At 58.7% G+C, this 24,361-nt stretch carries 20 protein-coding genes; 13 read left to right on the forward strand and 7 right to left on the reverse strand.

The annotated features are described in order from the left end of the window. Positions 1–663: 663 nt before the first annotated feature. Positions 664–1,443 carry a peroxide stress protein YaaA gene (gene yaaA, locus ACUN0G_RS18665; protein WP_017477648.1) on the reverse strand — a complete coding sequence of 260 codons (780 nt, stop codon included), beginning with the start codon at positions 1,441–1,443 and terminating at the stop codon, positions 664–666. A 961-nt stretch (positions 1,444–2,404) separates the two neighbouring features. Between yaaA and ACUN0G_RS18670 the strand changes: the two genes are divergently transcribed. The 5 genes from ACUN0G_RS18670 (at position 2,405) to moaE (ending at position 6,592) form a co-directional block, all read left to right on the forward strand. After that, positions 2,405–3,529 carry a polysaccharide deacetylase family protein gene (locus ACUN0G_RS18670; protein WP_421524222.1) on the forward strand — a complete coding sequence of 375 codons (1,125 nt, stop codon included), beginning with the start codon at positions 2,405–2,407 and terminating at the stop codon, positions 3,527–3,529. Positions 3,530–3,880: 351 nt separating this feature from the next. After that, on the forward strand, positions 3,881–5,275 hold the full coding sequence (locus ACUN0G_RS18675) for a PhoH family protein (RefSeq protein ID WP_008435664.1): 1,395 nt from the start codon (positions 3,881–3,883) through the stop codon (positions 5,273–5,275). 152 nt (positions 5,276–5,427) lie between these two features. Next, the gene (gene moaC, locus ACUN0G_RS18680; RefSeq protein WP_010170404.1) at positions 5,428–5,901 is read left to right on the forward strand and encodes a cyclic pyranopterin monophosphate synthase MoaC; all 474 of its coding nucleotides are present in this window, start codon (positions 5,428–5,430) and stop codon (positions 5,899–5,901) included. After that, entirely contained in the window at positions 5,898–6,140 is a 243-nt protein-coding gene (gene moaD / locus ACUN0G_RS18685) for a molybdopterin converting factor subunit 1 (protein ID WP_003216306.1), read from the forward strand. Before moaC ends, moaD begins: the two co-directional genes overlap by 4 nt. Before the next feature lie 2 nt (positions 6,141–6,142). Beyond that, positions 6,143–6,592, forward strand: coding sequence for a molybdopterin synthase catalytic subunit MoaE (gene moaE, locus ACUN0G_RS18690; protein ID WP_445573983.1), 450 nt, complete (start codon positions 6,143–6,145; stop codon positions 6,590–6,592). Between the two features lie 156 nt (positions 6,593–6,748). Here moaE and ACUN0G_RS18695 read toward each other — a convergent pair whose 3' ends face one another. After that, positions 6,749–7,885, reverse strand: coding sequence for an NAD(P)/FAD-dependent oxidoreductase (locus tag ACUN0G_RS18695; RefSeq protein ID WP_445573984.1), 1,137 nt, complete (start codon positions 7,883–7,885; stop codon positions 6,749–6,751). A 254-nt stretch (positions 7,886–8,139) separates the two neighbouring features. Here ACUN0G_RS18695 and ACUN0G_RS18700 point away from each other — a divergent pair, with 254 nt between their 5' ends. Next, positions 8,140–9,168: a hypothetical protein gene (locus ACUN0G_RS18700; protein WP_445573985.1), complete on the forward strand. Its 1,029-nt coding sequence runs from the start codon at positions 8,140–8,142 to the stop codon at positions 9,166–9,168. Between the two features lie 46 nt (positions 9,169–9,214). Further along, positions 9,215–13,990 (forward strand): RHS repeat domain-containing protein, encoded by a 4,776-nt coding sequence (locus ACUN0G_RS18705; RefSeq protein ID WP_445573986.1) that lies wholly within the window; start codon positions 9,215–9,217, stop codon positions 13,988–13,990. An 11-nt stretch (positions 13,991–14,001) separates the two neighbouring features. On the opposite strand, the gene rhlB is transcribed toward ACUN0G_RS18705, so the two are convergent. Next, positions 14,002–15,489: an ATP-dependent RNA helicase RhlB gene (gene rhlB / locus ACUN0G_RS18710; RefSeq protein ID WP_445573987.1), complete on the reverse strand. Its 1,488-nt coding sequence runs from the start codon at positions 15,487–15,489 to the stop codon at positions 14,002–14,004. A 96-nt stretch (positions 15,490–15,585) separates the two neighbouring features. Beyond that, the gene (locus tag ACUN0G_RS18715; protein ID WP_445573988.1) at positions 15,586–16,242 is read right to left on the reverse strand and encodes an alpha/beta hydrolase; all 657 of its coding nucleotides are present in this window, start codon (positions 16,240–16,242) and stop codon (positions 15,586–15,588) included. Positions 16,243–16,589: 347 nt separating this feature from the next. Between ACUN0G_RS18715 and ACUN0G_RS18720 the strand changes: the two genes are divergently transcribed. The 4 genes from ACUN0G_RS18720 (at position 16,590) to ACUN0G_RS18735 (ending at position 20,758) form a co-directional block, all read left to right on the forward strand. Further along, the gene (locus ACUN0G_RS18720; RefSeq protein ID WP_003216321.1) at positions 16,590–17,621 is read left to right on the forward strand and encodes an amino acid ABC transporter substrate-binding protein; all 1,032 of its coding nucleotides are present in this window, start codon (positions 16,590–16,592) and stop codon (positions 17,619–17,621) included. 72 nt (positions 17,622–17,693) lie between these two features. After that, positions 17,694–18,875, forward strand: coding sequence for an amino acid ABC transporter permease (locus ACUN0G_RS18725; RefSeq protein ID WP_445573989.1), 1,182 nt, complete (start codon positions 17,694–17,696; stop codon positions 18,873–18,875). A 10-nt stretch (positions 18,876–18,885) separates the two neighbouring features. Further along, positions 18,886–19,983 (forward strand): amino acid ABC transporter permease, encoded by a 1,098-nt coding sequence (locus ACUN0G_RS18730; RefSeq protein WP_177040790.1) that lies wholly within the window; start codon positions 18,886–18,888, stop codon positions 19,981–19,983. Between the two features lie 10 nt (positions 19,984–19,993). Continuing rightward, positions 19,994–20,758 carry an amino acid ABC transporter ATP-binding protein gene (locus ACUN0G_RS18735; protein WP_003171943.1) on the forward strand — a complete coding sequence of 255 codons (765 nt, stop codon included), beginning with the start codon at positions 19,994–19,996 and terminating at the stop codon, positions 20,756–20,758. 59 nt (positions 20,759–20,817) lie between these two features. On the opposite strand, the gene ACUN0G_RS18740 is transcribed toward ACUN0G_RS18735, so the two are convergent. Beyond that, positions 20,818–21,306, reverse strand: a complete 489-nt coding sequence (locus ACUN0G_RS18740) for a type II toxin-antitoxin system MqsA family antitoxin (protein WP_445573990.1) — start codon at positions 21,304–21,306, stop codon at positions 20,818–20,820. After that, positions 21,303–21,614: a type II toxin-antitoxin system MqsR family toxin gene (locus ACUN0G_RS18745; RefSeq protein WP_445573991.1), complete on the reverse strand. Its 312-nt coding sequence runs from the start codon at positions 21,612–21,614 to the stop codon at positions 21,303–21,305. The genes ACUN0G_RS18740 and ACUN0G_RS18745 overlap by 4 nt, the downstream gene beginning before the upstream one ends. Positions 21,615–21,773: 159 nt before the next feature. Between ACUN0G_RS18745 and ACUN0G_RS18750 the strand changes: the two genes are divergently transcribed. Together ACUN0G_RS18750 and ACUN0G_RS18755 are read left to right on the forward strand one after the other, a co-directional pair. Then, positions 21,774–22,433, forward strand: a complete 660-nt coding sequence (locus tag ACUN0G_RS18750; protein ID WP_445573992.1) for a FadR/GntR family transcriptional regulator — start codon at positions 21,774–21,776, stop codon at positions 22,431–22,433. Continuing rightward, the gene (locus tag ACUN0G_RS18755) at positions 22,423–23,703 is read left to right on the forward strand and encodes a CynX/NimT family MFS transporter (protein WP_445573993.1); all 1,281 of its coding nucleotides are present in this window, start codon (positions 22,423–22,425) and stop codon (positions 23,701–23,703) included. The genes ACUN0G_RS18750 and ACUN0G_RS18755 overlap by 11 nt, the downstream gene beginning before the upstream one ends. Here the strand turns inward: ACUN0G_RS18755 and ACUN0G_RS18760 are convergent. Beyond that, positions 23,700–24,350 (reverse strand): DUF1120 domain-containing protein, encoded by a 651-nt coding sequence (locus ACUN0G_RS18760; RefSeq protein WP_445573994.1) that lies wholly within the window; start codon positions 24,348–24,350, stop codon positions 23,700–23,702. The genes ACUN0G_RS18755 and ACUN0G_RS18760 overlap by 4 nt on opposite strands. Positions 24,351–24,361: the final 11 nt, after the last annotated feature.

Below are 24,361 nucleotides of genomic sequence, written 5' to 3' on the forward strand. Positions count from 1 at the left end.
GGGGAAGGGCCTGGCGCCAGTGCCGCAAGGCGTTGACATGGGCTTAGAGCCCTTATGTATCAACGGCTTGGGTTGTTTCACTGACCCATACAGGTGAGCTCAGCCTTGGCCTTGTCGGAGAAAATAGTGAAAACTTTTCGTCCGCCTTCAACTAATCAGTTGATGAATTGACCATTGAGTCAAAGCTGTATGACAACTTTGCTACTTCCGTTGGTCGCCACGTAAGTCATCTCTTACATCTTCAGAGATAATCGTTACCGGTGGTATGAGCGGTGCTTTAGGACATAGTTCCGGTCCACTCATCCTGTTTCCGGAAATTTCTTGAAATATTAGGAAAGATGGCACTAGTACTATTGTGATAGCACTTGCTATTTAGGCCAGTAGTTGCGGGGAGTTGCGAGGGGTAAATAGTTTTGTGCCACTACGCTTTGAAAAAAGCCGTGCCACTACGAAAAAAATTGACGAATGTCGAGTGAAATAAATGTTAGGGAGTCTGAAGAATTATTTTTGACGCCAAATAAATGACGAGTTCGGGGTTGGAATGCAAACAATATGTGGGAGCGGGCTTGCTCGCGAAAGCGGCGTGTCAGGCAACAAAGGCATTGACTGAACCACCGCTTTCGCGAGCAAGCCCGCTCCCACATTTGGATCTTCGTTGTCAGGTTATTCCGGGGCGTGATCCCGCAGGAACACCAGGTTATCCGGCTTTGACTGCTCCGCATTGAAGCGATAACCCTGCACGTCAAACTCCTTGAGCCTGGCCGGATCGTTGATGCGTTCTTCAATCACAAACCGGCTCATCATGCCCCGGGCCTTTTTCGCGTAGAAGCTGATGATCTTGTACTGACCGTTTTTCAGGTCCTTGAACTCGGTGTTGATGATCCGCGCGTTCAGTGCCGGGCGTTTGACTGCTGAAAAGTACTCGTTGGAGGCCAGGTTGAGCAGCACATCATCGCCTTGTTCGGCCAGGGCTTCGTTGAGCCACTCGCTGATGCGGGTGCCCCAGAACGCGTACAGGTCCTTGCCACGGGCGTTGGGCAGTTTGGTGCCCATCTCGAGGCGGTACGGCATCATCAGGTCCAGTGGGCGCAGCAGGCCGTAGAGGCCGGAGAGCATGCGCAGGTGATCCTGGGCGTAGGTGAAATCGGCGTCCTTGAAGGTTTCGGCGTTGAGGCCGGTGTAGACATCGCCCTTGAAGGCCAGCAGGGCTTGCTTGGCGTTGGCGGGGGTGAAGGCTGGGGTCCAGCTGCCGAAGCGTGCGGCGTTGAGGCCGCCGATTTTGTCGGAGACGTGCATCAGTTCGCTGATTTGCGCCGGGCTCAGTTCGCGCAGTTGTTCGATCAGCTCCTGGGAGTGGTCGAGGTATTGCGGTTGGGTGAAGCGCGGGGTGACCGGCTTTGACTCGAAATCGAGGGTTTTGGCGGGGGAAATCACCGTCAGCATGAAGTCGTCTCCTTTAATCGTGGGGGGATTCTAGGGGGTAGGGCGGTTTGACTCCACCTATGAAGGTGATAGATGGCTGGGGGTTTGTGTGTATATCCGTTATTTAGGTCACGGCGGCTTATGGTTCCGCTCTTACAGCGGCTCACTTTGGAAAAGCCCCAAAGTAAGCAAAGGGCTCTGCCCCGCCTGTCGGCACCTCGCTAGGGCTCGGTGTTCCCTCACTCCGGCATTGCTCCGCGGGCCGCCGCGACGGGCCATCCATGGCCCGGCGCGGCTAAACCGGCGTCCTGCCGGTTTACCCGCTCCGCACTGCCTGCGTTCGGCCTCGGGCTGAATGGGGCAGTCAGATCAAAATCAAAAGCAGATCAAAAGCACAGCGGCCTCCCGGCCGGCTTGAGTGTTAAAAGCAAAAGCAAAAGCAAAGACCAAAGCAAAAGCAAAGCTGCTTTTCTGTGGGAGCTGGCTTGCCTGCGATGGCATCAACTGGGTGTACCTGATGTACCGAGTTGTCTGCATCGCAGGCAAGCCAGCTCCCACATTTGGACCGTGCCCGCTTTAGATTTTGATTTGGCTTTTGCTCTTCAACACTCAAGCCGGCCGGGAGGCCGCTGTGCTTTTGATCTGCTTTTGATCTTGATCTTAGGCGCCCCGTTAAACCACGCTGGCCGAACGCAGGCTTTGGAGCGTGGGTAACCTGGCAGGACGCCAGGTTAGCCGTCCTGGGCCAGGGATGGCCCATGACGGCGGCCCACGGTCCAAAGCCGGAGTGAGGGCACACCGAGCCTAAGCGAGGTGCCGAGTGGTGGGGCAAGAGCGTTTTGCTTACTTTTGCGCTCTTCAAAAGTGAGCCGCTGTAAGAGCGGAACCGTCAGCAACCGTTACCGCAGCAACGGATATGCACACCAACCAATCCAATGTGATCGGCTATAGTGCCCGACGACTCTGGAAAGGGAGACCCTTCGTGCGAATTGCGCTTTTACTGTCAGCCTGGCTCATCTGCCTGGGCGCCCAAGCCGCCCCCGTGGATGTCGCGACCCTGGACCGCGGCACCTGGCCCGAACGCCTTAGCAACCCCGCCCTGTTCGACGTCGCCTCACGCGCAGAAATCCTGATGTTCGCCCACACCCTGCTGGCCAGCGAAGCCCTCGACGAGCCCGCCCTCAAGCAGCGCCTGGGCCTGAAGATCATCAACCTGGCCGCCATCGACGACCTGCGCCGCCAACTGTGGCAACGCCTGTTGGAAAACTACACCTTCGCCCAACAAAGCTGCGAACAGGACGCCTCCTTCTGCTACCTGGTGGAAAACATGGACGACCTGCGCGAACAAGCCACCAAGTTCGAAGTCAGCGACGACTCCTTCTATATAGGCTGGGCCGGCCCCAGCCGAGCATTCCACGAGCGCTACCTGGATGAACAGTTGCGCAAGGCCGCCCTGTTCCCCCAGATCAGCAGCGAAATCGCGCGCTTCGGCGATCACGAACGCAACGGCGACGAACTCAACGACCGGATGTTCCTGCTGACCTTTGACAGCGGCCCGTCCCCCGTCAGCGGCAACACCGACTGGCTCACCGACTACCTGCGCAAACAGAAAATGCACGGCCTCTTCTTCGTGCTCGGCAACAGCCTGCAAACCCGCGTCGAGAAAAGCTCGGCCACCGATGTGCAGGCGCTGTACCAAGGCCAGTGCGTCGGCACCCAGGGCTGGCAATACCGCTCCCATAGCCACTGGGTCGACTGGCAGTCGTCCATCACCCGCAGCGCTTCCCTGGCCCAAAACCTGATGCCGGAAAACTACCTGCCACTGTTCCGCCCACCCTACGGCCAGCGCCGCTCCGATAGCCAAGGCTTCTTCCAGGCACAAGGGCTGCAAGTGGCGTTGTGGGACATCGACTCGGAAGACGAACCCGGCAAGCTCAAGGCTGATGAGTCGGCCAACCGCGTGCTCACGCTGATGCTGTTGTGGCGGCGCGGGGTGATCGTATTCCACGACACCCAGGACAAGGCGCGTATCGCATTACCCTGGCTTTTACACGCCACGGCAGAAAGTGGACTCGGCTGGCAGGATTGCCGCGAAGCGTTTCGCTGAAAAAAAGCACGAAAAGCCCGGCCCTGTTGGGGCTGAGGTTTTTCAGGGGGGAATTTGGGAGATATTTCGATACAGGCGGACTTCCGACTTTAACGGTGCAATGCCGGCTCGCCTAGTGCTATTCGTCATCCTGAAAAATAAACTTCAAAAAAACGTCAAAGTGCTTTTTCCTGTCATGTGTTTTGCGGTATTACGAAGACAGACAGCCGAAACCTGCAACACAGGTGGCGTCTTCCAAGACACCTCTTGTGTGCACCGCACTTGACGCCCCTCAAGTGCGTTCGACGGTCGAATCGAGGCGCAGCACTGTCGTGGTATTGCGTCGACTGGCTCCCACAAAGGTGACCGAGTATGGATGATCATGGACGTAACCCTTCTTCCGACCAGCCAATCCTTTATGTGCTTGATACCAATGTACTGATTCACGATCCAAACGCACTGCTCAACTTCGAAGAACACCACGTCGCCATCCCAATGATCGTGCTTGAGGAGCTCGACAAACTCAAAAGCGGGCACCACAGCGTTGCCGCCGAATGCCGCCAGGCCATCCGCCTGATCGACAAGACCCTCGGCGAAGCCTCCCCCGACGATGTCGAGGTGGGCGTACCGATCCAGCGTGGCAAAGGCGGGCCCAAGGGCTTGCTGTCGATTCTGATGAACAAGCGCAGCGAGCCCAACAGCCTGCTGCCGGAAAATCTGAACGACAACAAAATCATCAACCAATTGATCGACCTGCACGCACGCGACAAGGACCTGCGCCTGGTGCTGGTGACCAAAGACATCAATATGCGCCTCAAGGCACGAGCGTGTGGGATCGCTGCCGAGGACTACAGTACCGACCAACTGGTCGACGACGTGTCGATGCTGTCTCGTGGTTATCACACCATGACCGGCTCGTTCTGGGATCGCGTCAGCAAGGTCGAAACCCGTCAGGACCATGGCCGCACCTGGCACCAGGTACAGCTGATCGACAACCTGCCGGCTGTGCACATCAACGAATTCATCATCGACGAACAGGGTTTTGTGGGCTGGATCAAAGAGATCCAGGTCGACAAGCTGCTGATCCTCGACCTGCATCAGGAACCCCTGTTGCACCAGGAAGCCTGGGGCCTGAAACCGCGTGATATCTACCAGAGCCTGGCGCTGTATGCCTTGCTTGATCCGGACATCCACCTGGTCAACCTGACCGGCGCTGCAGGTTCGGGGAAAACCATCCTCGCCCTGGCGGCCGCCATCGAACAGACCATGGTTACCAAGCGCTATCGCCGCATCATCGCCACCCGCAGCGTGCAGGGCCTGGACCAGGAAATCGGTTTCCTGCCCGGCACCGAAGCGGAAAAAATGGAGCCGTGGCTGGGGGCGATCACCGACAACCTCGAAGCCTTGCACATGGATGACGAAAACACCCATGGCAGCGTCGACTACATCCTCAGCAAAGTGCCGTTGCAGTTCAAATCCCTCAACTACATTCGAGGTCGCAGCTTCCAGCAGAGCCTGATTTTGATCGATGAATGCCAGAACCTGACGCCGCACCAGATGAAAACCATCATCACCCGTGCTGGCGCCGGTTCCAAAGTGGTGTGCCTGGGTAACCTGGCACAGATCGACACCCCTTACCTGTCCGCGACCAGCTCCGGGCTGACTTACCTGACGGAACGCTTCAAGGACTTCCCGAACGGCGTGCACATCGCCTTGCAAGGTGTCCCTCGTTCGATTCTGGCCGAATACGCCGAATCTCACCTGTAACCCATCAACCCATGTGGGAGCGGGCTTGCTCGCGAAAGCGGTGGTTCAGTCGATGCATTTATTGGCTGACATACCGCCTTCGCGAGCAAGCCCGCTCCCACATTTGGTCGGTGTTGGGTTTACAATCGGGGCTCCTGATCAGGAGTATCCCTGTGCTGACTCATCTCGATTCCCAAGGTCGCGCCCACATGGTCGACGTCACTGAAAAAGCCGTGACGTTCCGTGAAGCCGTGGCCGAAGCGCGGGTGCGCATGTTGCCCGAAACCCTGAAAATGATTGTCGACGGCGCCCACCCCAAGGGCGACGTGTTTGCCGTGGCCCGTATCGCCGGGATCCAGGCCGCGAAAAAAACCAGTGATCTCATTCCCCTGTGCCACCCGTTGATGCTCACCGGGGTCAAGGTCGAGCTCAGCGCCGATGGCCTGGACGCGGTGCACATCGTCGCCCGCTGCAAACTCTCCGGCCAGACGGGCGTGGAGATGGAAGCGCTGACCGCGGCCAGTGTTGCCGCCCTGACGATCTACGACATGTGCAAGGCCGTGGACCGTGGCATGACCATCGAGAACATTCGGCTGCTGGAAAAACTCGGCGGCAAAAGCGGGCATTTCAAGGCGGACCAGGCATGAGCATCAACGTACTGTTTTTTGCGCGCTACAGCGAAGCGATTGGCCTGGACTCCCTGGAGATGGAAGGCGACTTCGCGACGGTCGACGCTGTACGCCAGGCATTGGCCGGTGACCCGGAATTCGCGGTGCTCAATGAGGCCAGTCTGATGTGCGCTCGTAACCAGGAACTGTGCGACCTTGAAGAGCCGCTGCAGGCTGGCGACGAAGTGGCATTCTTCCCGCCCGTGACCGGAGGCTGACCATGGCGATTCGGGTGCAGGCCGAGGCGTTTGATCCCGGCGCCGAGGTCAATGCGATGCATGCGGCCAATGTGGGCGTAGGCGCGGTGGTGAGTTTTGTCGGCTATGTGCGCGACTTCAACGATGGCCTGGAGGTGGCGGGGATGTTCCTCGAACACTACCCGGGCATGACTGAAAAGGCCCTCGGCAAAATCGTCGTGGAGGCCGAGCAACGCTGGCCGCTGCTCAAGCTGGAAGTGTTGCACCGCATTGGCGCCCTGGAGCCGGGTGAACCGATCGTGTTCGTGGCGGCGGCCAGTGCCCATCGTCAGGCGGCGTTCGATGCCTGCGCCTTTGTGATGGACTACCTGAAGACGCGCGCGCCGTTCTGGAAGAAGGAAAACACCAGCGAAGGGCCGCGCTGGGTGGAAGGGCGCGACAGCGATCATGCAGCCGCTGACCGCTGGAAATAACGTGTGGCGAGGGAGCTAGCTGTGGGGAGGGAGCTAGCTGTGGCGAGGGAGCTTGCTCCCGCTGGGCTGCGAAGCGGCCCCAAAAACAAGTGGGAGCGCTGCGCACTCCAGCGGGAGCAAGCTCCCTCGCCACAGCAAGCTCCCTCGCCACGGGGGTCAGGTCGAGGCTTGCAGACGGTGGGGCGACAGCATCGCTTCGGTCAACCCGAACTCCGCCAATGCATCCGGCAACGGCTTCCCGCGCACCAGCGCCGCACTGGCCTGGCCCATCGCCGGAGAGGTCTGGATTCCGTAGCCGCCCTGAGCCGCAATCCAGAACAATCCCTCCACCTGTGGATCGAACCCGCAGACCAGATCACCATCGCTGACGAAACTGCGCAGCCCGGCCCAGGTCCGCGCAGGCCGGCGGATGCTCAGGGTGGTGGCTTCCTCGATATGATAGATGCCCGTGGCGATGTCCAGCTCTTCCGGTTGCACATCGTGGGGCTCCACCGGGTCGGCATTGGCCGGTGAGCCGAGGAACATGCCGGCGTCGGGTTTCATATAGAACGAGCCGTCGAGGGCGGCCAACTCCGGCCATGCATGGATGTTCAGTTCGGCAGGCGGGGCGAAGACGAACGCACTGCGACGTTTGGGCTGCAGGCCGATTTTCAGTGCACCGGCCAACTCGCCGATGTGGTCGGCCCAGGCGCCGGCGGCGTTGAGGATCACTGGGGCGCTGAAGTGCTGTTGGGCCGTGCGCACCTGCCAGAGTCCTTGAGCGTCACGGGTCAGTTTCTGCACCTCACTGTCGGTGTGGATTTCTCCGCCATTGCGCCGAATGCCGCGCAAGTAGCCCTGATAGAGCGCATCGGTATCAATATCGCAGACGGTGGGGTCGTAGATTCCGCCGTGGACTTTTTCCCTACGCAGGATCGGCATGATGGCCATCGACTCCTCGATGTCGAGCCGGCGCGTTTCCGGCACCAGCGCCTTGGCGCTCAGGTATTGGCGCTGCAACTCATCGGGGTCGCCAATCAAGTCCACCAGCAATTCGCCCCGTGGCGTGAGTAAGGGGTGTTCGGCAAAGCCTGCGGGCGGCTGATCGAAGAAGGCGCGGCTGCCCAGCGTCAGCGCGCGGACCTGGGGCGTGCCATAGGCGGCGATGTACAAGGCGGCGGAACGGCCAGTGGAGTGGTAGCCCGGCATCGACTCGCGTTCCAGCACGATGACGCGGGCATGGTGTGACAGCCAGTAGCCGGCGGATGCGCCGGCGATGCCACCGCCGATGATGAGGTAGTCGGCCTGATTCATGTGTTCCTCCTGGATTTTAAAGTGCTGAAACCAAATGTGCAGGCTTGCTTGCTCCCCCACAAGCCCGCTTTCACATTTATATTCAGCCTGGCGATAAAACCGGAAATAGCTATTTCCTTTTGACCTGAAAATTCCGGAAAAACTGTTATTTCTAACAGTAGGCGGTCCCTTCTATAAAGCGCTTACTTGCATCAGGCCGGTACAAGATGTGGCGTTGATAATAACTGTTCTCTATGTTGGATAAGGAGAAGGAAATGAAAGCAGAAGATCCGAATGTTCGTTTAAAAACGTTTGATATTGAATTCCCTAGCCCTGGCGGTGGCAATGTAGTTAGTAGTGAAGTATATCTGGGTGGCAAACAGCAATGCCAAGTCGATATAATTGTCCAAAAAGAGAAGAAAAACGCTGATGGTATATGGGAGTTGGAAGCCTTTGATGAGAAGGAGCTTGAAAGTGCCACGGTGGTTGAGTATTCCACAAACCCAGCAGCGACAATGCCAGACGGATGGTATTGTGATACAAAAAGGAATGAATTTAACATGGGGCGGTGGTCGGGGTTACTTGAGGCGCCTAGCACGAATGCTGTCCATTCGAACCCTATTATTCAGCCGATACCCGGTATTGGTCCGCTAGAAAATGTGAAGCGTTACCTGAGGTGTGATCAGACATCAGCGGGTAGTCAGAAGTTTATGGCAAGAATTACGGTGGGTAATAAAACGTACACAACTAATATGCTGAGAGATAATATTAATTATCAATCATCTGTCACTGTAAGATCCCAAGAACCCTATACATTGTCCCCTGAGCGGCTCGATCATTGGGCTGATACCAACGCTTTTTCAGTGTCGAATGTGGATGTGGATATTTATTATTGGACGCCACCCCTTGGGTTGAGATTTGTCGAGAATATACCTCCGACTTGTCCCGTAATATTAGATGATCCATCTGTTCAGGGGGATCACTTTGATATTTACTACACTTGGGATATTGGGCGTGGTATTAGACAGATCGGCGGTGTCATACGGGGTAATACTGTTGGAAACATCACAATGAATAGCCTGCTGAAAAAATCTTCAGGAGGAAATGAACTAATTCCTGCGAACAAACGCAATACAATCATGCGTGCTGCGCGAGTCAAGGCCTGGTTGAATAACCCCAACACCGATCAACAAGGGGCCAGTATTTGGACAATGGTCGATAGTTATGGCTGCTCGCATCACTATTACCTGACCGAGACCGACAATTACAATGTGATGGTGCTGCGCGCCACTTCAAAACCCTGACGTTCCAGGCATTAAATCCCCTCTCTGAGTGTGAACCGGCGGGCCTATGGACATCTATTCGAACGCGTTTAATTTCAGTGCCCACCTCGGCGGTTCGGTTGACCTGCGCACCGGGCAGTATGGGTGTCTGATTCGTTTGGCAGTCTTGAGCCCAAAAGGGCCGTTAGAGGTCAGTCGGGAGATTGCCTTGGCGTTCTCGATGATGGATACCCGCAACAGTGGCTACGGTAAAGGCTGGAGCTTGTCGAATACCGAATTTGACCCGAACAGCTTCAAGCTTACGCTACTCAACGGTGAACAATATCTAACCCAAGGGCTGCCCTCCGTAGGGGACAATGCTGTTATTACCGACCATAAGTTGAAGGACCTCACCATAAAACGGGTTGCGCAAAATACGCTGCACGTAATTTACAAGGATGGCACTGTCGAAATCCTGCGTCCCCTCAGCATTCCCGGTCCCTATAAGATCAGTGCCATCCAGTTCGAAAATGGCGAGCGGCTGAGCTTCCGGTATGGCGGTAATAACTTATTGCAGAGTATTGTTGACGATAAAGAAACCGAGCTGTTGATGCTGAAGTATTCCGCCGGATCGCTGGTAACCGCCGATACACTAATTGATGGTAATCGTTATGCCCGTACGCGATTTGAATATACTCATATCGACAACCAACTGACCAAGGTCACGGTTCCTTATGACCTGGCCGGGCCAGTCGCAAGTGAGGCCTATTCGTTTCAGTACCTCAGGTTGCCTGACGCAATGGTGGCTATTTCGCAGGTTATGACACCCATGGGGGGGCAGGAGATAATTCGGTATAACACCAATGGGCTTCAATACGATGCCCGTTTGTATATTCCGGTCGTCACCCACTGGGAGCAAAACCCTGGGCGCGGGCAGCCCTCCGTCGTCCGCTCCTATAACTACAGTCCCAACCGTAACTTCACGGGATATCCTCTTAATGGCGGGTTTCGCCAGGGCCAGGATAATTTGTATCGGGTGGATAGCGAGTACGCTTATTGGGCGGAAGAAACTTACGTTGATAATAATGGCAAGCCCCTGCGGTCTACCCGCGCCACTTATAATCGTTTTCACCTGATGACTGAGGAATTAATGCTAGCCAATGGCAGCCAGGTCAAAACCGAGACTGTCTACAATGAAGTTCGGGGCATCCAGTTTCCAAATCAGCCCGCCAATCTCCAACTTCCGAGCCGCATCACCAAGACCTTTGAGCTGTATCCCCAGGGTGGCAAACCCCCAAGGGCGGAAGTGGTCAGTATCACCACCGATGACTTCGGCAACGAACTAAGCCGCACCGAGGCCTCCGGCGTACGCACCGAATACACTTATTACCCGGTGACCGGCGAGCCCCGAAGATGCCCTGCCGACCCCCATGGACTCTTTCAACGTTACCTGAAGCTGGAAAAGCTTTTCCCGGCCAGATCGACCACTGCGGCTCGGACCACTGAACATTCCCACACCGACGTCTCGATAACGGGGGGCGGCTACTTCGTCATGCCGCTTGCCATCAACCTTGAAGGGGGCACCCATACGTCTTATAACTATCATTCTGTGGCCGCCAACCCCGCCCTGCATGGTCGCTTGAAAAGCTCCACGACGACGATCGACAAACTCTCTCTAGTCTCCGTTTTCACCTGCACCTTCAATGGCGACTCGATCACCGAAGTCCGGAGCTTGAAGGGGCGTGAGCCTGGTCAATGGCTCGAGTCCGCGCGCACGTGGTCACTGACCAATCAGCGTCTGCTCGACATGACACGTGATGCCGTCGGCAGCCTGGCGATGACGTACGATGTCAGTGGGCGGCTGACATCGGAAACCGCCGCGCCAGGCAAGCCCCAGATGGCACGACGTACTTATGCCTATCACTTTTCGGCCGGGGCCAAGATGGCCCATTTGGTCACCACGGACGCACAAGGCACCGTGCTCTTCACGTATTTCGATGGCATGGGGCGCCAGCTCTCTGCTGCGCAATCCCTTGATGGCATCGCGGACAATGACAGGCTTCTGGGTTCCTGGGCGTACGACGCACTCGGGCGGCTCGTGAAGCAAACCCGTCTGGATTATCTGGGTGCTGGGCCACGTACATTGAAAACCAGCCACGCCTATAACATCTGGGGCAACCCCTGGACGGTAACTCAACCCGATGGTCGGGTATTGATCGATGAATATGACCCGCTCCTCAACCGCCGGGTGACGGGGGTTCAAGGTGACGCGCAACTGGAAACCTGGTTCAACGAACACAATCAACCTGCACGGGTTGAGCGCGTGAGCGTTGGCGGTGAGCGCATCGTGGTGGAAACCCGTACTTATGACGGGCTGGGCCGCTGCACGGAGCGCATCGATGCCAGGAAGACCAAGACTGAATACACCTATGACATTTTTGATCGTGTGGTGCGCAGCCTGGAAACTCCCTCCGACGGAACGCCGCCCCGTGAGCGGTTGACGACGTATGCGCTTGGCACCAGCGAGCCAATGGTGCGCACCCTCACCGTAGACAGCAAGCTGCTTGGCACGCGTGAATACGACAGCCTGGGCCGCGTCATTTCCCAAGCGCGTGGCAACGCAACAGCTACGACCTGGGAGTACAAGCCCAACCAGGTTGCGCCAGTGGCGGTGACTTCGCCGCGCGGTGACCGCCAGGAGTACGGGTATGACCTCGAGCTGGAAACATTGACGGGCGTCCAGATGGCAGGGCATGCGCCGATAGACCTTGAGTACGACCCCATCAGTGGCGCGATGCGACAATCCCTTACAGCCGGGCTCAAGCATGAGATGAGTTACGACGAGAACGGCTATCTCGCCAAGGAAGTTCAGACGCTGGGCAGTCAGGCATTGACTAGCCTGACCAGCTACTCACCGGGTGGGCGGCTGTTGCGGCATACCTCGGCGGATGGGCAGCGCAGTGACCTGAAATATGACCTGTTCGGACGCCTCCAACAGACAACCACCGGTTTTATCGGCACGATCCAGGCTTACGACAGCCTGGGGCGCCCATCGGCGCGAACCCTCAGTTACCAATTCATGCGTCTTACCGACTCGGTAGCCTATGACGCATGGGGGCGTGAGTCAGAACGTAAGCTGGATCAGTTCGGTGCGCTACTGCAGAACATTGCCAGCACCTATTACGACGATGGCCTGCTGGCCACTCGCACGTTGAAAGATGCGAATGACGCCGTGGTCACGGGCGAGACGTTCACTTACGATGGTTATTCGCGACTCAAATCCTATGTGTGCGAGGGCACGCAATACCCGATGGATAAATTGGGTCGGGCGATCAAGGAACAGCGTTTCAGTTACGACGGTCTCGATAATATGACCGAAGTGCAGACGACATTTACCGATGGCAGCAGCGACCGTAGCGAGCGCTTTTTCCAGGGTCAAGATCCTGCTTGCCTGACGCGCGTAACCCACACTAACCCGCTGCAAAACCTGACCCTGAGCTATGACGCCTCCGGTAATTTACAACAGGGCACCTCCAGCCGCAGCTATGCGTACAACGGCTTTGACCAGCTTACTAGTGTGCAGGTCGACGGCCTCAGGTACAGCTATCAATACGACGGCGAAGCACGCCAGGTGCTTGCTGCGCGAGGCAACGAAGCCCCCGTGATGCTGGCCTATGCCGGGGATCGGCTCGACACGCTAGTGGAAGGCAGTAAGCGGGTGCATTACGTGCGCGACGGCGACCAGGTGCTGGCCTACCGTGATCACGGTAATCGCGAGCAACTACTGGTCAATGACGGCGCTGGCAGTGTCCGCGGCGTGGTGGCGCCGGGCATGGAGCAGGTGCGCCGGCAGTACGCGCCCTACGGTGACGCCAGGATCGCCTTGGCAGATGGCACGCCTCCTTCGATGGTCCATCTGCAACTGCCCGCCTACAAGGGCGAGCGGCTGGATGTACCGGTCAACCTCTATCACCTGGGTAATGGGCGCCGTGCCTATGATCCCGAACTCATGGTGTTTCTCTCTCCTGATCCCCTCAGTCCTTTTGACGAGGGCGGGATCAACAGCTACGCCTATTGTGGCGGTGACCCGGTGAATTGGTCGGACCCCAGCGGCCTCTTCAGTTTTCCAACATGGGCCCGGTGGGCACTGACCGGTGTTGCACTGGGCATGTCGGTGGTCACCGCTGGGCTTGCAACTGCGGGCTTGCTCGCTGCCATCGGCGCTCAAGCCGCTGCACTGACCATTGCCGGCAAGAGCGCGCTGTTGCTGGCCTCCGGCGCGGCCTCAGTAGGTGGGACGTTGGGGATTGCCGCACTGAGCGTTGAGGCGGCCGACAATCAGATGGGCTGGGATCGCTCCAGTCAAATCAACGTCCTGAACTGGGCATCGCTGACCTTTGCAGCGGTGGGGGTCGCGGCCAGTTTAGGGGGCGCAGGGATAGCGGCGGCGAGCGCTTCCCGGGCGGTTGCAGCCGCCGCAGGTCCGGGGGGCCGAAGCTTCAGTCTATTGAGTTCCCAAGCAGGGGCTGGATTGCAGGCCGCTGGCAAGTTGCTGGCCGGTGCTTCTTACAGGTTCTTCGATGACATCACGCTGCCAAGCCAAGCCTGGGGGGTGACGCGTTTTGGCTTGCGCGTGGTCAATCTGTACCGCTCGGTCGACGGTCGGATCAGAAAGCGCCAGCCGGCAGCGCCTATCGGGGGCGATGCCGAGAACTTGCAGCAGCCACTGGGGCAGCCGCAACCCCAGCCTCAGGCCCATCGCCTTGTCGATATGTCGGGCAGCAGCTTCACTTTCCATGAGACCTTTTCGCAGGAGGCCTCGCGTGTTCGCCAACCCATCCTGGCCGAATGGAATTCGGCCTGAGGCTTTCCAGCCTAAGGGCGTTTGCGCTCCACCGGACGCAACAAATGCGTCGGCGGCGTTTCGCAGCTGATCTTGCGACCCAGCAAGGTTTCGATCGACGGCAACTGATACGAATCGTCTTCACCGGCAAAGCTGATGGACACACCCGCCGCGCCCGCACGGCCGGTACGGCCAATCCGGTGCACGTAGTCGTCCGGCACTTCCGGCAGGGTGAAGTTGATCACGTGGCTGATGCCATCGATGTGAATCCCGCGCCCGGCCACGTCGGTGGCCACCAGCACGCGAATCTTGCCTTCGCGGAAACCTTCCAGGGTCTTGATGCGCTTGTGCTGCGGCACATCGCCGGACAGTTGCGCGGCATTCACGCCATCACGCACCAGGCGTTCTTCGATGCGGCGCACTTCGTCCTTGCGGTTGGCAAACACCATGACCCGCTCCCAACCGTTGTCGTTGACCAGGTTGTAGAGCAGCTTGTATTTGTCGGCACCGGCCACGGCATAGATGTGCTGTTCGACGTTCTCGCTGGCAACGTTGAGTGCCTCGATCTCGACGATGGACGGGTCGGTGGTCCACTGCTTGGCGAGGTTCATCACGTCTTCGGTGAAGGTCGCGGAGAACAGCAGGGTCTGGCGTTCGTTTTTCGGCGGGGTCTGGCGAATGATCTGACGCACTTGCGGGATGAAACCCATGTCGAGCATGCGGTCGGCTTCGTCCAGCACCATCACTTCGACCATGTCCAGGTGCACGTCGCCGCGCTGGTTGAAGTCCAGCAAGCGGCCCGGCGTGGCCACCAGGATGTCGCAGTGGCGCGCTTCCAGGTGCTTGAGCTGCTTGTCGAAGTCCATGCCGCCGACAAACGTCATCACGTTGAGGCCGGTGTACTTGGTCAGGTCGGCGGCGTCCTTGGCGATCTGTACCACCAGCTCCCGGGTCGGGGCGATGATCAGGGCGCGCGGTTCACCCATGTAGCGCTCTTTCGGCGGTGGGGTCTGCAACAGCTGCGTAATGATCGAGATCAGGAAGGCGGCGGTCTTGCCGGTACCGGTCTGGGCGCGACCGATGGCGTCTTTGCCGGCGAGGGTAAAGCCCAATACCTGCGCCTGGATCGGCGTGCAGTATGGGAAACCCAGGTCCTGGATGGCGTGCATCAGTTCCGGGGCGAGCTTGAAATCATGAAAGCGGGTTTTGCCTTCCTGGGGTTCGACGGCGAAGTCTTCCAGTTTCCAGGGAATAACCACAGGTTTGGGCGCGCGTTCACGGCGCGGCTTTTCCTGGCGTGGCTCCTGGCGTGGTTGGTCGGCGGCTGGCTCTCCAGCGACGTTAACCGTGGCGGGTGTGGTCACCGGCTCTTTTTTTGGCGAGGCTACAGGTGCGGTCCGGCCAGGCTGCTGGCCGTCATTGCGGCTGCCTTGAACGTGGGCGGGGGCACTGGAACCTGGCGCGAGCTGCTCAGCCTCGCTTTTACCGAACATCTTCTTGAGTGCTTTGAGCACGGTCATCTCATCAATTGGTTAAGGAATGTACGCCGGCCAGTGTAATGCAAGAATCGGGCGCGGCGTAGTGCGTTGGTCATGCGGCTACACAATGGCTGGTTTTCAGCCCAGGCGGGCGGCCAACCAGTTGCCAATATCGTGTATCTCCTGGGGTAACACTTCGTGGCCCATTGGGTATTCCTGCCATGTGGCGGTGACACCGCGCGACTTCAAATGCTCATAGGCGCTGCGACCCATGGCGTTCTGCACCACGTCGTCATATTGACCGTGCAGGCACAGCACCGGAATTCGTTGCTGGCTGGCCGACAATTCGAGTTCGTCACCGAAAGTGGGAGCGTAGGTGGAAAGGGCAATCACGCCACCCAAAGCACCCTGCCATTTCAGGAACGCGGTGTGGAACACCACGGCGCCACCCTGGGAAAAACCGGCGAGGAAAATCCGCGAGGCGTCTATCCCGCTGCTTTTTTGTTCCTTGATAACGTCAGTGACCATTTTTGCCGAGGCTTCCAGTTCCTCAACGCTGATCGAGCGCGCCGGGCTCATGGCCTTGATGTCGTACCAACTCGGCATCTCGTAGCCGCCATTGATGGTCACCGGGCGTGTCGGCGCCTGGGGCAGGACAAAGCGCGTCGACAGGAGTTTTTCCTGCAGGGCTTCAGCCACCGGCAGGAAGTCGTAGCGATCGGCACCCAGGCCATGCAACCAGATTACGCAGGCGTCTGCGGGCTTGGCGGGCTGAAGAATCAAGGGTTCGGTCATGTCTGCTCCATAAATGTGCGTGCGCTCCGATTGAGTGCGTCGGAACGGTGCGCGACGGGTTGATCTGTTAAGAGAATGTCGCAAGGTTGAATCTTTTGCTCTTGACCATGGGCTGAAACGACTCAGCCATCAGTCTGGTACGGGGCTTGCTATGTGAAACCCGATGTCAAGGCTCACCCCGGGCGGTAACACTATCAGTGACTGACGCTCGGGGGATAGCAACTGGACTTAAAGCAAAAACCTCACGCTGTTTGACCCCAAAAAAAGCCAACACGGGTCGATGTCGCCTCATAAGGGTGCGGTGGGGTTCGAGCGCAGGCACAACAAGAGCAAAACTGGAGGTTTGAATGAAGGTATTGAAATCCACCCTGGCCATCGTGACCGCGGCTACCGTACTGGGTGTCAGTGGTTTCGCCCAGGCTGGCGCCACGCTGGATGCCGTGCAGAAGAAAGGCTTTGTGCAGTGTGGCGTGAGCGACGGTCTGCCAGGCTTCTCGGTGCCGGACGCCAGTGGCAAGATCCTCGGGATCGACGCTGACGTATGCCGTGCTGTTGCCGCTGCCGTATTCGGCGACGCAACCAAGGTCAAATTCAGCCAGTTGAATGCCAAGGAGCGTTTCACCGCGCTTCAGTCTGGCGAAGTCGACATCCTGTCGCGTAACACCACCATGACCAGCTCCCGCGATGCCGGCATGGGCCTGAAATTCCCGGGCTTCATCACCTACTACGACGGTGTTGGCTTCCTGGTGAACAACAAGCTGGGCGTTAAAAGTGCCAAGGAACTGGACGGTGCAACCATCTGCATCCAGGCCGGTACCACCACTGAGCTGAACGTTTCCGACTACTTCCGCGCCAACAACCTGAAGTACACCCCGATCACGTTCGACACCTCCGATGAAAGCGCCAAGTCGCTGGAATCCGGTCGTTGCGACGTACTGACCTCCGACAAGTCCCAGCTCTACGCACAGCGCAGCAAGCTGGCTTCGCCGAAGGACTACGTGGTACTGCCGGAAACCATTTCCAAAGAACCACTGGGCCCTGTCGTGCGTAACGGCGACGACGAGTGGCTGGCCATCGTGCGCTGGGTTGGCTACGCCATGCTCAACGCTGAAGAAGCCGGTATCACCTCCAAAAACGTCGAAGCTGAAGCCAAGTCCACCAAGAACCCGGACGTTGCCCGTCTGCTGGGTGCTGACGGCGAATACGGCAAAGACCTGAAAGTGAAGAAAGACTGGGTCGTACAGATCGTCAAGCAGGTGGGTAACTACGGCGAAGTGTTCGAGAAAAACCTCGGCAAGAGCACGCCTCTGGAAATCGATCGTGGCCTGAACGCACTGTGGACCAACGGTGGCATTCAATACGCACCACCTGTGCGCTGATCGCTGATGGTTCTATCACCCGGTGGGCCAACCGCCGGGTGATGTTCTGTTCCATTATTCCTGGGGCACTTAATGCAAAATCAAATCGGCGCACCAAAACAGAAGCTCAGCTTCAGTGATCCAAAAGTGCGTGCGTGGCTATTCCAGATCATCACGATTGTGGCGGTGGTCTCGTTGGGCTGGTACCTGTTCAACAACACGCAAACCAACCTTCAACACCGGGGCATTACCTCGGGTTTCGACTTTCTTGAGCGCAGTGCCGGCTTCGGCATCGCTCAGCACCTGATCGACTACACCGAATCGGACAGCTATGCCCGGGTCTTTGTGATCGGCCTGCTCAATACCTTGCTGGTGACCGTGATCGGTGTGGTCCTGGCGACCATCCTCGGGTTCATCATCGGTGTGGCGCGCTTGTCGCCCAACTGGATGATCAACAAGCTGGCCACCGTGTATGTGGAAGTGTTCCGCAACATTCCGCCGCTGCTGCAAATCCTGTTCTGGTACTTCGCGGTATTCCTGACGATGCCGGGGCCGCGTAACAGCCACAACTTCGGCGACACCTTCTTCGTCAGCAGCCGTGGCCTGAACATGCCCGCCGCGTTGATGGCGGACGGTTTCTGGCCGTTTGTGATCAGCGTGGTGGTGGCGATCATCGCCATTGTGTTGATGGCCCGTTGGGCCAACAAACGCTTTGAAGCCACCGGTGTTCCGTTCCATAAAATCTGGGCCGGCCTGGCGCTGTTGGTGGTGATCCCGGCACTGTGCGCACTGGTTTTTGGCGCGCCACTGCACTGGGAAATGCCCAAGCTGCAAGGCTTCAACTTCGTCGGCGGCTGGGTGCTGATTCCCGAGTTGCTGGCGCTGACCCTGGCCTTGACCGTGTACACCGCGGCGTTTATCGCCGAGATCGTGCGTTCAGGCATCAAGTCCGTCAGCCACGGCCAGACTGAAGCGGCGCGCTCCCTCGGGCTGCGCAACGGTCCGACCCTGCGCAAGGTGATCATCCCGCAAGCCCTGCGCGTGATCATTCCGCCGCTGACCAGCCAATACCTGAACCTGGCGAAAAACTCGTCACTGGCGGCCGGTATCGGTTACCCGGAAATGGTTTCGCTGTTTGCCGGCACGGTGCTCAACCAGACCGGCCAGGCCATCGAGGTTATTGCCATCACCATGAGCGTGTACCTGGCGATCAGCATCAGCATTTCCCTGCTGATGAACTGGTACAACAAGCGCATTGCGCTGATCGAGCGGTGAGGAAACCTGCATGAGTACGCATACTTTCAAACCTGATATGCCGCCACCGAGCAAAGTGTTCGGGCCGATGGCATGGATGCGCGCCAACCTGTTTTCCAGCTGGCTCAACACCCTGCTGACATTGCTGGCGTTCTACCTGATCTACCTGGTCGTGCCGCCGATCCTGCACTGGGCGATCCTCGATGCAAACTGGGTCGGTACCACCCGCGCCGACTGCACCAAGGAGGGCGCCTGCTGGGTGTTTATCCAACAGCGCTTCGGGCAGTTCATGTACGGCTACTACCCCGGCGACCTGCGCTGGCGCGTCGACCTGACCGTGTGGCTGGCCATCGTGGGTGTGGCGCCGTTGTTCATCTCGCGCTTCACGCGCAAGGCGGTCTACGGCCTGAGCTTTTTGGTGGTGTACCCGATCGTTGCCTACTTCCTGCTGCACGGCGGGATCTTCGGCATGACCAACGTGGCCACGAGCCAATGGGGCGGCTTGATGCTGACCCTGGTGATCGCCACCGTCGGCATTGCCGGGGCCTTGCCGCTGGGCATTGTGCTGGCGCTGGGTCGGCGTTCGAACATGCCGGCGATTCGTGTGGTCTGCGTGACCTTCATCGAGTTCTGGCGCGGCGTACCGTTGATCACCGTGTTGTTCATGTCGTCGGTGATGTTGCCGCTGTTCCTGCCAGAAGGCATGGGCATCGACAAACTGCTGCGGGCGTTGATCGGCGTGATCCTGTTCCAGTCGGCCTACGTGGCCGAAGTGGTGCGCGGCGGTTTGCAGGCGATTCCCAAGGGGCAGTACGAAGCCGCTGCCGCAATGGGCCTGGGTTACTGGCGCAGCATGGGCCTGGTGATTTTGCCCCAGGCGCTGAAGATGGTGATCCCGGGCATCGTCAACACGTTTATCGCGTTGTTCAAGGACACCAGCCTTGTGATCATCATCGGCCTGTTCGACCTGCTCAACAGCGTCAAGCAAGCCGCAGCCGACCCGAAATGGTTGGGCATGGCCACTGAAGGCTACGTGTTCGCCGCCCTGGTGTTCTGGATTTTCTGTTTTGGTATGTCCCGCTATTCCATTCATTTGGAACACAAGCTGGACACAGGCCACAAGCGTTAGGAGTGTTGTGATGAGTGAAGCGATCAAACAGCCTGTGAGCCCTGAAGGCATTATTCAGATGCAGGGCGTCAACAAGTGGTACGGCCAGTTCCACGTGTTGAAAGACATCAACCTGAACGTCAAGCAGGGCGAGCGTATCGTACTGTGCGGCCCGTCGGGTTCCGGCAAGTCCACCACCATCCGCTGCCTCAACCGCCTGGAAGAGCACCAGCAGGGCCGCATCGTGGTCGATGGTGTGGAACTGACCAACGACCTCAAGCAGATCGAAGCGATCCGCCGGGAAGTCGGCATGGTGTTCCAGCACTTCAACCTGTTCCCGCACCTGACCATCCTGCAGAACTGCACCCTGGCACCGATGTGGGTGCGCAAGATGCCCAAGCGCAAGGCTGAAGAAATTGCCATGCACTACCTTGAGCGCGTGCGTATTCCGGAGCAGGCCCACAAGTTTCCGGGGCAACTCTCCGGCGGTCAGCAACAGCGCGTGGCGATTGCCCGTGCGCTGTGCATGAAGCCAAAAATCATGCTGTTCGATGAGCCGACCTCGGCACTCGATCCAGAGATGGTGAAAGAGGTGCTGGACACCATGATCGGCCTGGCGGAAGACGGCATGACCATGCTCTGCGTGACCCACGAAATGGGCTTTGCGCGTACCGTGGCCAACCGCGTGATCTTCATGGACAAGGGCGAGATCGTTGAACAGGCGGCGCCGAATGACTTCTTCGACAACCCGCAGAATGATCGGACCAAGCTGTTCCTGAGCCAGATTCTGCATTGATCCATGGGTAATGCTTGAAACAATAAACCCGGCCTGGTGCCGGGTTTATTTTTGCCTGTCTAAGAGGCGTTGAGGACTTCTTGCGTTTTGTTGTTGATGGTGTAGGTGAAGGCGTTGCGCAGGTCTGCGCCTTCGGCCAGCTCCTTCGCATCGGTGAGCAAGTGGGGGTAACGATCCAGCAGGCGCATCAGAACCATCAATGGTTTGGGCGGCGTTATTTCACCGCGTTCGTAACGTGAGAATGCGTTGTGGCCGCCACCGGATAGCAAGCCCACGGTTTCTTTTTGCGTGAGGTGCAGCTTGCGACGGATACGCTTCAGTTCAGCGCCCATCATTCTTCGGGCGGCGTGGAGCAGATCATCACCGGCATTGGCATGACTTTCGCAGCTATCGGGGTCATACATGCCGTCCTCGCACACCTGACATTCCCAGCCCGAAAGATCATCAATGCGCCGCTCCATACCTTTTATACGCATGGTTTCGCTGCGACCCTCAAAACGCGTCATGGCGTCGGGGGCACCGCAGATGAAGCAATGTTGGGTGTTCATAGGTTCATCCCTTTGAAGGAGATCACCGGAGGGTTGCTGCCGGAGCAGTAAGTCACCTTGATGTAAATCTCCAGACCGTGTGAATGGATGTGGTAGACGTCATGCCAGATCCGATGATCCGCGTAGGTGGTCATCGACTTGTACAACATCCTGTTTTGCAGTTCGAAAATAACGGCCTGCATTTCCGAGAGATCAAGGTCGAGCGCCTCTGCGGTTTTCTTTGCCGCATGTGTGAAAGCCTTGGCGCCAAGCCGCCTGACATCCGCCTTTATCACCGCCAAATCGTAATGAGGTGTGTACTTTTCCATAAGACACCTGAGTCCAATAATTACCCTCTGAGGGTAATTTTACCAATCGAAAATACTGCTCCTTTGCCTGCCCAAGAACCCTAGTGCGTTGCCTTTGTAGGCAACTCCGAATAGGCTGTGGGAAAATTCATCCTATGATTGGATGAAAGGACGAAACCCATGACAGACATCGCCCCCCTGATCAAACGCTCCCTCGTCGATCAAGCCCTCGAACAGTTGCGCCAGCGCATCACCCAAGGCGTGTGGGCCATCGGCGAACGCCTGCCCACCGAGCCCGAGTTGTCTGCCGAGTTGGGGATCAGCCGCAACACTGTGCGCGAAGCCATGCGCGTATTGGCGTTCTCCGGATTGATCGAGATCCGCCAGGGTGACGGCAGCTACCTGCGCTCCATGACCGACCCTCTGGGCGCCATGAAAGCCTTGTCCCACTGCACCCTGGCCCAGGCCCAGGAGACGCGGCAGATTCTTGAAGTCGAGGCAGTCGGCTTGGCCGCGTTGCGCCGCACCGATGAAGACCTGGCCGCTTTGCACGCGGCGCTCAACGCCAGCGGCGACCATTACCACGGTGATCTTGAGCACTACATCAACTGCGACCTGGTGTTCCACAAACGCCTGGTGGACGCGGCCCACAACCCGGCCTTGAGCGAGCTGTACCAGTACTTTTCCAGCATTGTCGGCGCGCAACTGCGCCAGACCCTGAACATCCAGCCGCGCCGGCAAGCGGTGTTCGACCTGCACGGCGCCTTGCTCGATGCCGTGGAACAACAGGACCCGGAACGCGCCAAGGCCCTGTCCCGGCAGTTGATCAATGAACCTTGAACCCGAGACCACCATGCCCCGTTCAGAAAATGCTCTTGAAGAACTGCTGATCGACGCCGAAGCCGATGACGATGAGGTCCAGCACAGCCCGCCGGTGGTGAGCCGTCCGTGGCTGTTGCTGCTGGGCCTGATCCTGGTGGCGCTGAACCTGCGCCCGGCGTTGTCGAGCATGGCGCCGCTGCTCGCTGAGGTCTCCCATAGCCTGGGGCTCTCGGCGGCCAAGGCCGGGCTGCTGACGACGCTGCCCGTGTTGTGCCTGGGCCTGTTCGCACCGTTGGCTCCGATCCTGGCCCGGCGTTTTGGCGCTGAGCGGGTGGTGCTGGGCATTCTGCTGACCCTGGCCGGCGGCATCATCCTGCGCAGCTCATTGGGTGAGGTCGGGCTGTTCGCCGGGAGCCTGCTGGCGGGCGCGAGTATCGGCATCATCGGGGTGCTGTTGCCCGGTATCGTCAAACGCGATTTCGCCAAACAGGCCGGCACCATGACCGGCGTGTACACCATGGCGCTGTGCCTGGGTGCAGCATTGGCGGCGGGGTCCACGGTGCCTCTGAGTCATTACTTCGGCGACAGCTGGAACATCGGCCTGGGGTTCTGGATTCTTCCGGCGTTGGTCGCGGCGTTGTTCTGGTTGCCGCAAGTTGGTCAGAAACACGGTACGCACCAGGTGGCCTATCGCGTGAAGGGCTTGTTGCGTGATCCGCTGGCCTGGCAGGTGACCCTGTACATGGGCCTGCAATCCTCCCTGGCCTACATAGTGTTTGGCTGGTTGCCGTCGATCCTGATCGGCCGTGGCCTGACCGCCACCCAAGCGGGCCTGGTGCTTTCCGGTTCGGTGATTGTGCAGTTGGCCAGCTCCCTGGCTGCGCCATGGCTGGCCACGCGCGGCAAGGACCAGCGCCTGGCCATCGTGGCGGTGATGCTGCTGACCCTGGGTGGCCTGTTCGGTTGCCTGTATGCCCCGCTGGACGGCTTGTGGGGCTGGGCGATTCTGCTGGGCCTGGGCCAGGGCGGCACCTTCAGCCTGGCGCTGACCTTGATCGTGCTGCGTTCACGGGACGCCCATGTAGCCGCCAACCTGTCGAGCATGGCCCAGGGTATCGGCTACACCCTGGCGTCCATGGGGCCGTTCGCGGTCGGGCTGGTGCATGACTGGACCGGCGGCTGGAACGCCACCGGCTGGATTTTCGCGGTGATCGGCCTGGGCGCGATCATCGCGGGGTTGGGCGCCGGGCGTGCGCGGTATGTCGCCGTGACCAGCGAGAAGGTCTAGAGGTACAACACTTCCATAGTGCTGGAACCATCGATATGCACGTCGCTGCTGAGGTCGAGATTGTTCTTGGCAGCGATCACCGTATCGACCCTGACCAGGCTGCTCAGCGTCTGGAAGGCCGTCGGCCCGCTGGTGCTGCCGACGGTGTCGGTAAAGCCGAGAAAGCTGCGCGAACCGATGTCGATCGGGTTGCTGTTGGCGGTGCGCCAGGCGACCCCGCCGCTGGTGGACTCGGTGCCGTAAACCTCCGGCAGGCTGTCGATCACGGTCTGCTTGGGGTCGAAGGTCAGGGAGTACAAGCCGATCTTGTTGCCACTCGGGTCCAGGCCCAGCCCGTAGTAGATTTCGCTGTTGACGTTGGCGGTGCCGTCGCGGTTGTCGCTCATGCGCAGGGCGTAACGGGTCGCTGCCTCACAGTTGATGGTCACGCTCAGGTAGCGCACCGGCAGGCGTTTGCCGCGATCGATGTTCAGGTCCTGCTGGGAAATCTTGCCGTAGTCGATCAGCCCGTTGCTCGACAACGCCGGTGTGCAGGCGCTGGGGGTGAGCAGGCCGGTGATGCCGAGTTCGACACTGGAAGCCGCCGTGGCGCCGCTGCTGAGGGTCAGCAGGGCAAGTGTTGCGAGAGAACGCTGGCGTAGGTGCATGACCATACTCC

The sequence above is a fragment of the Pseudomonas sp. 32A genome (assembly GCF_052682255.1).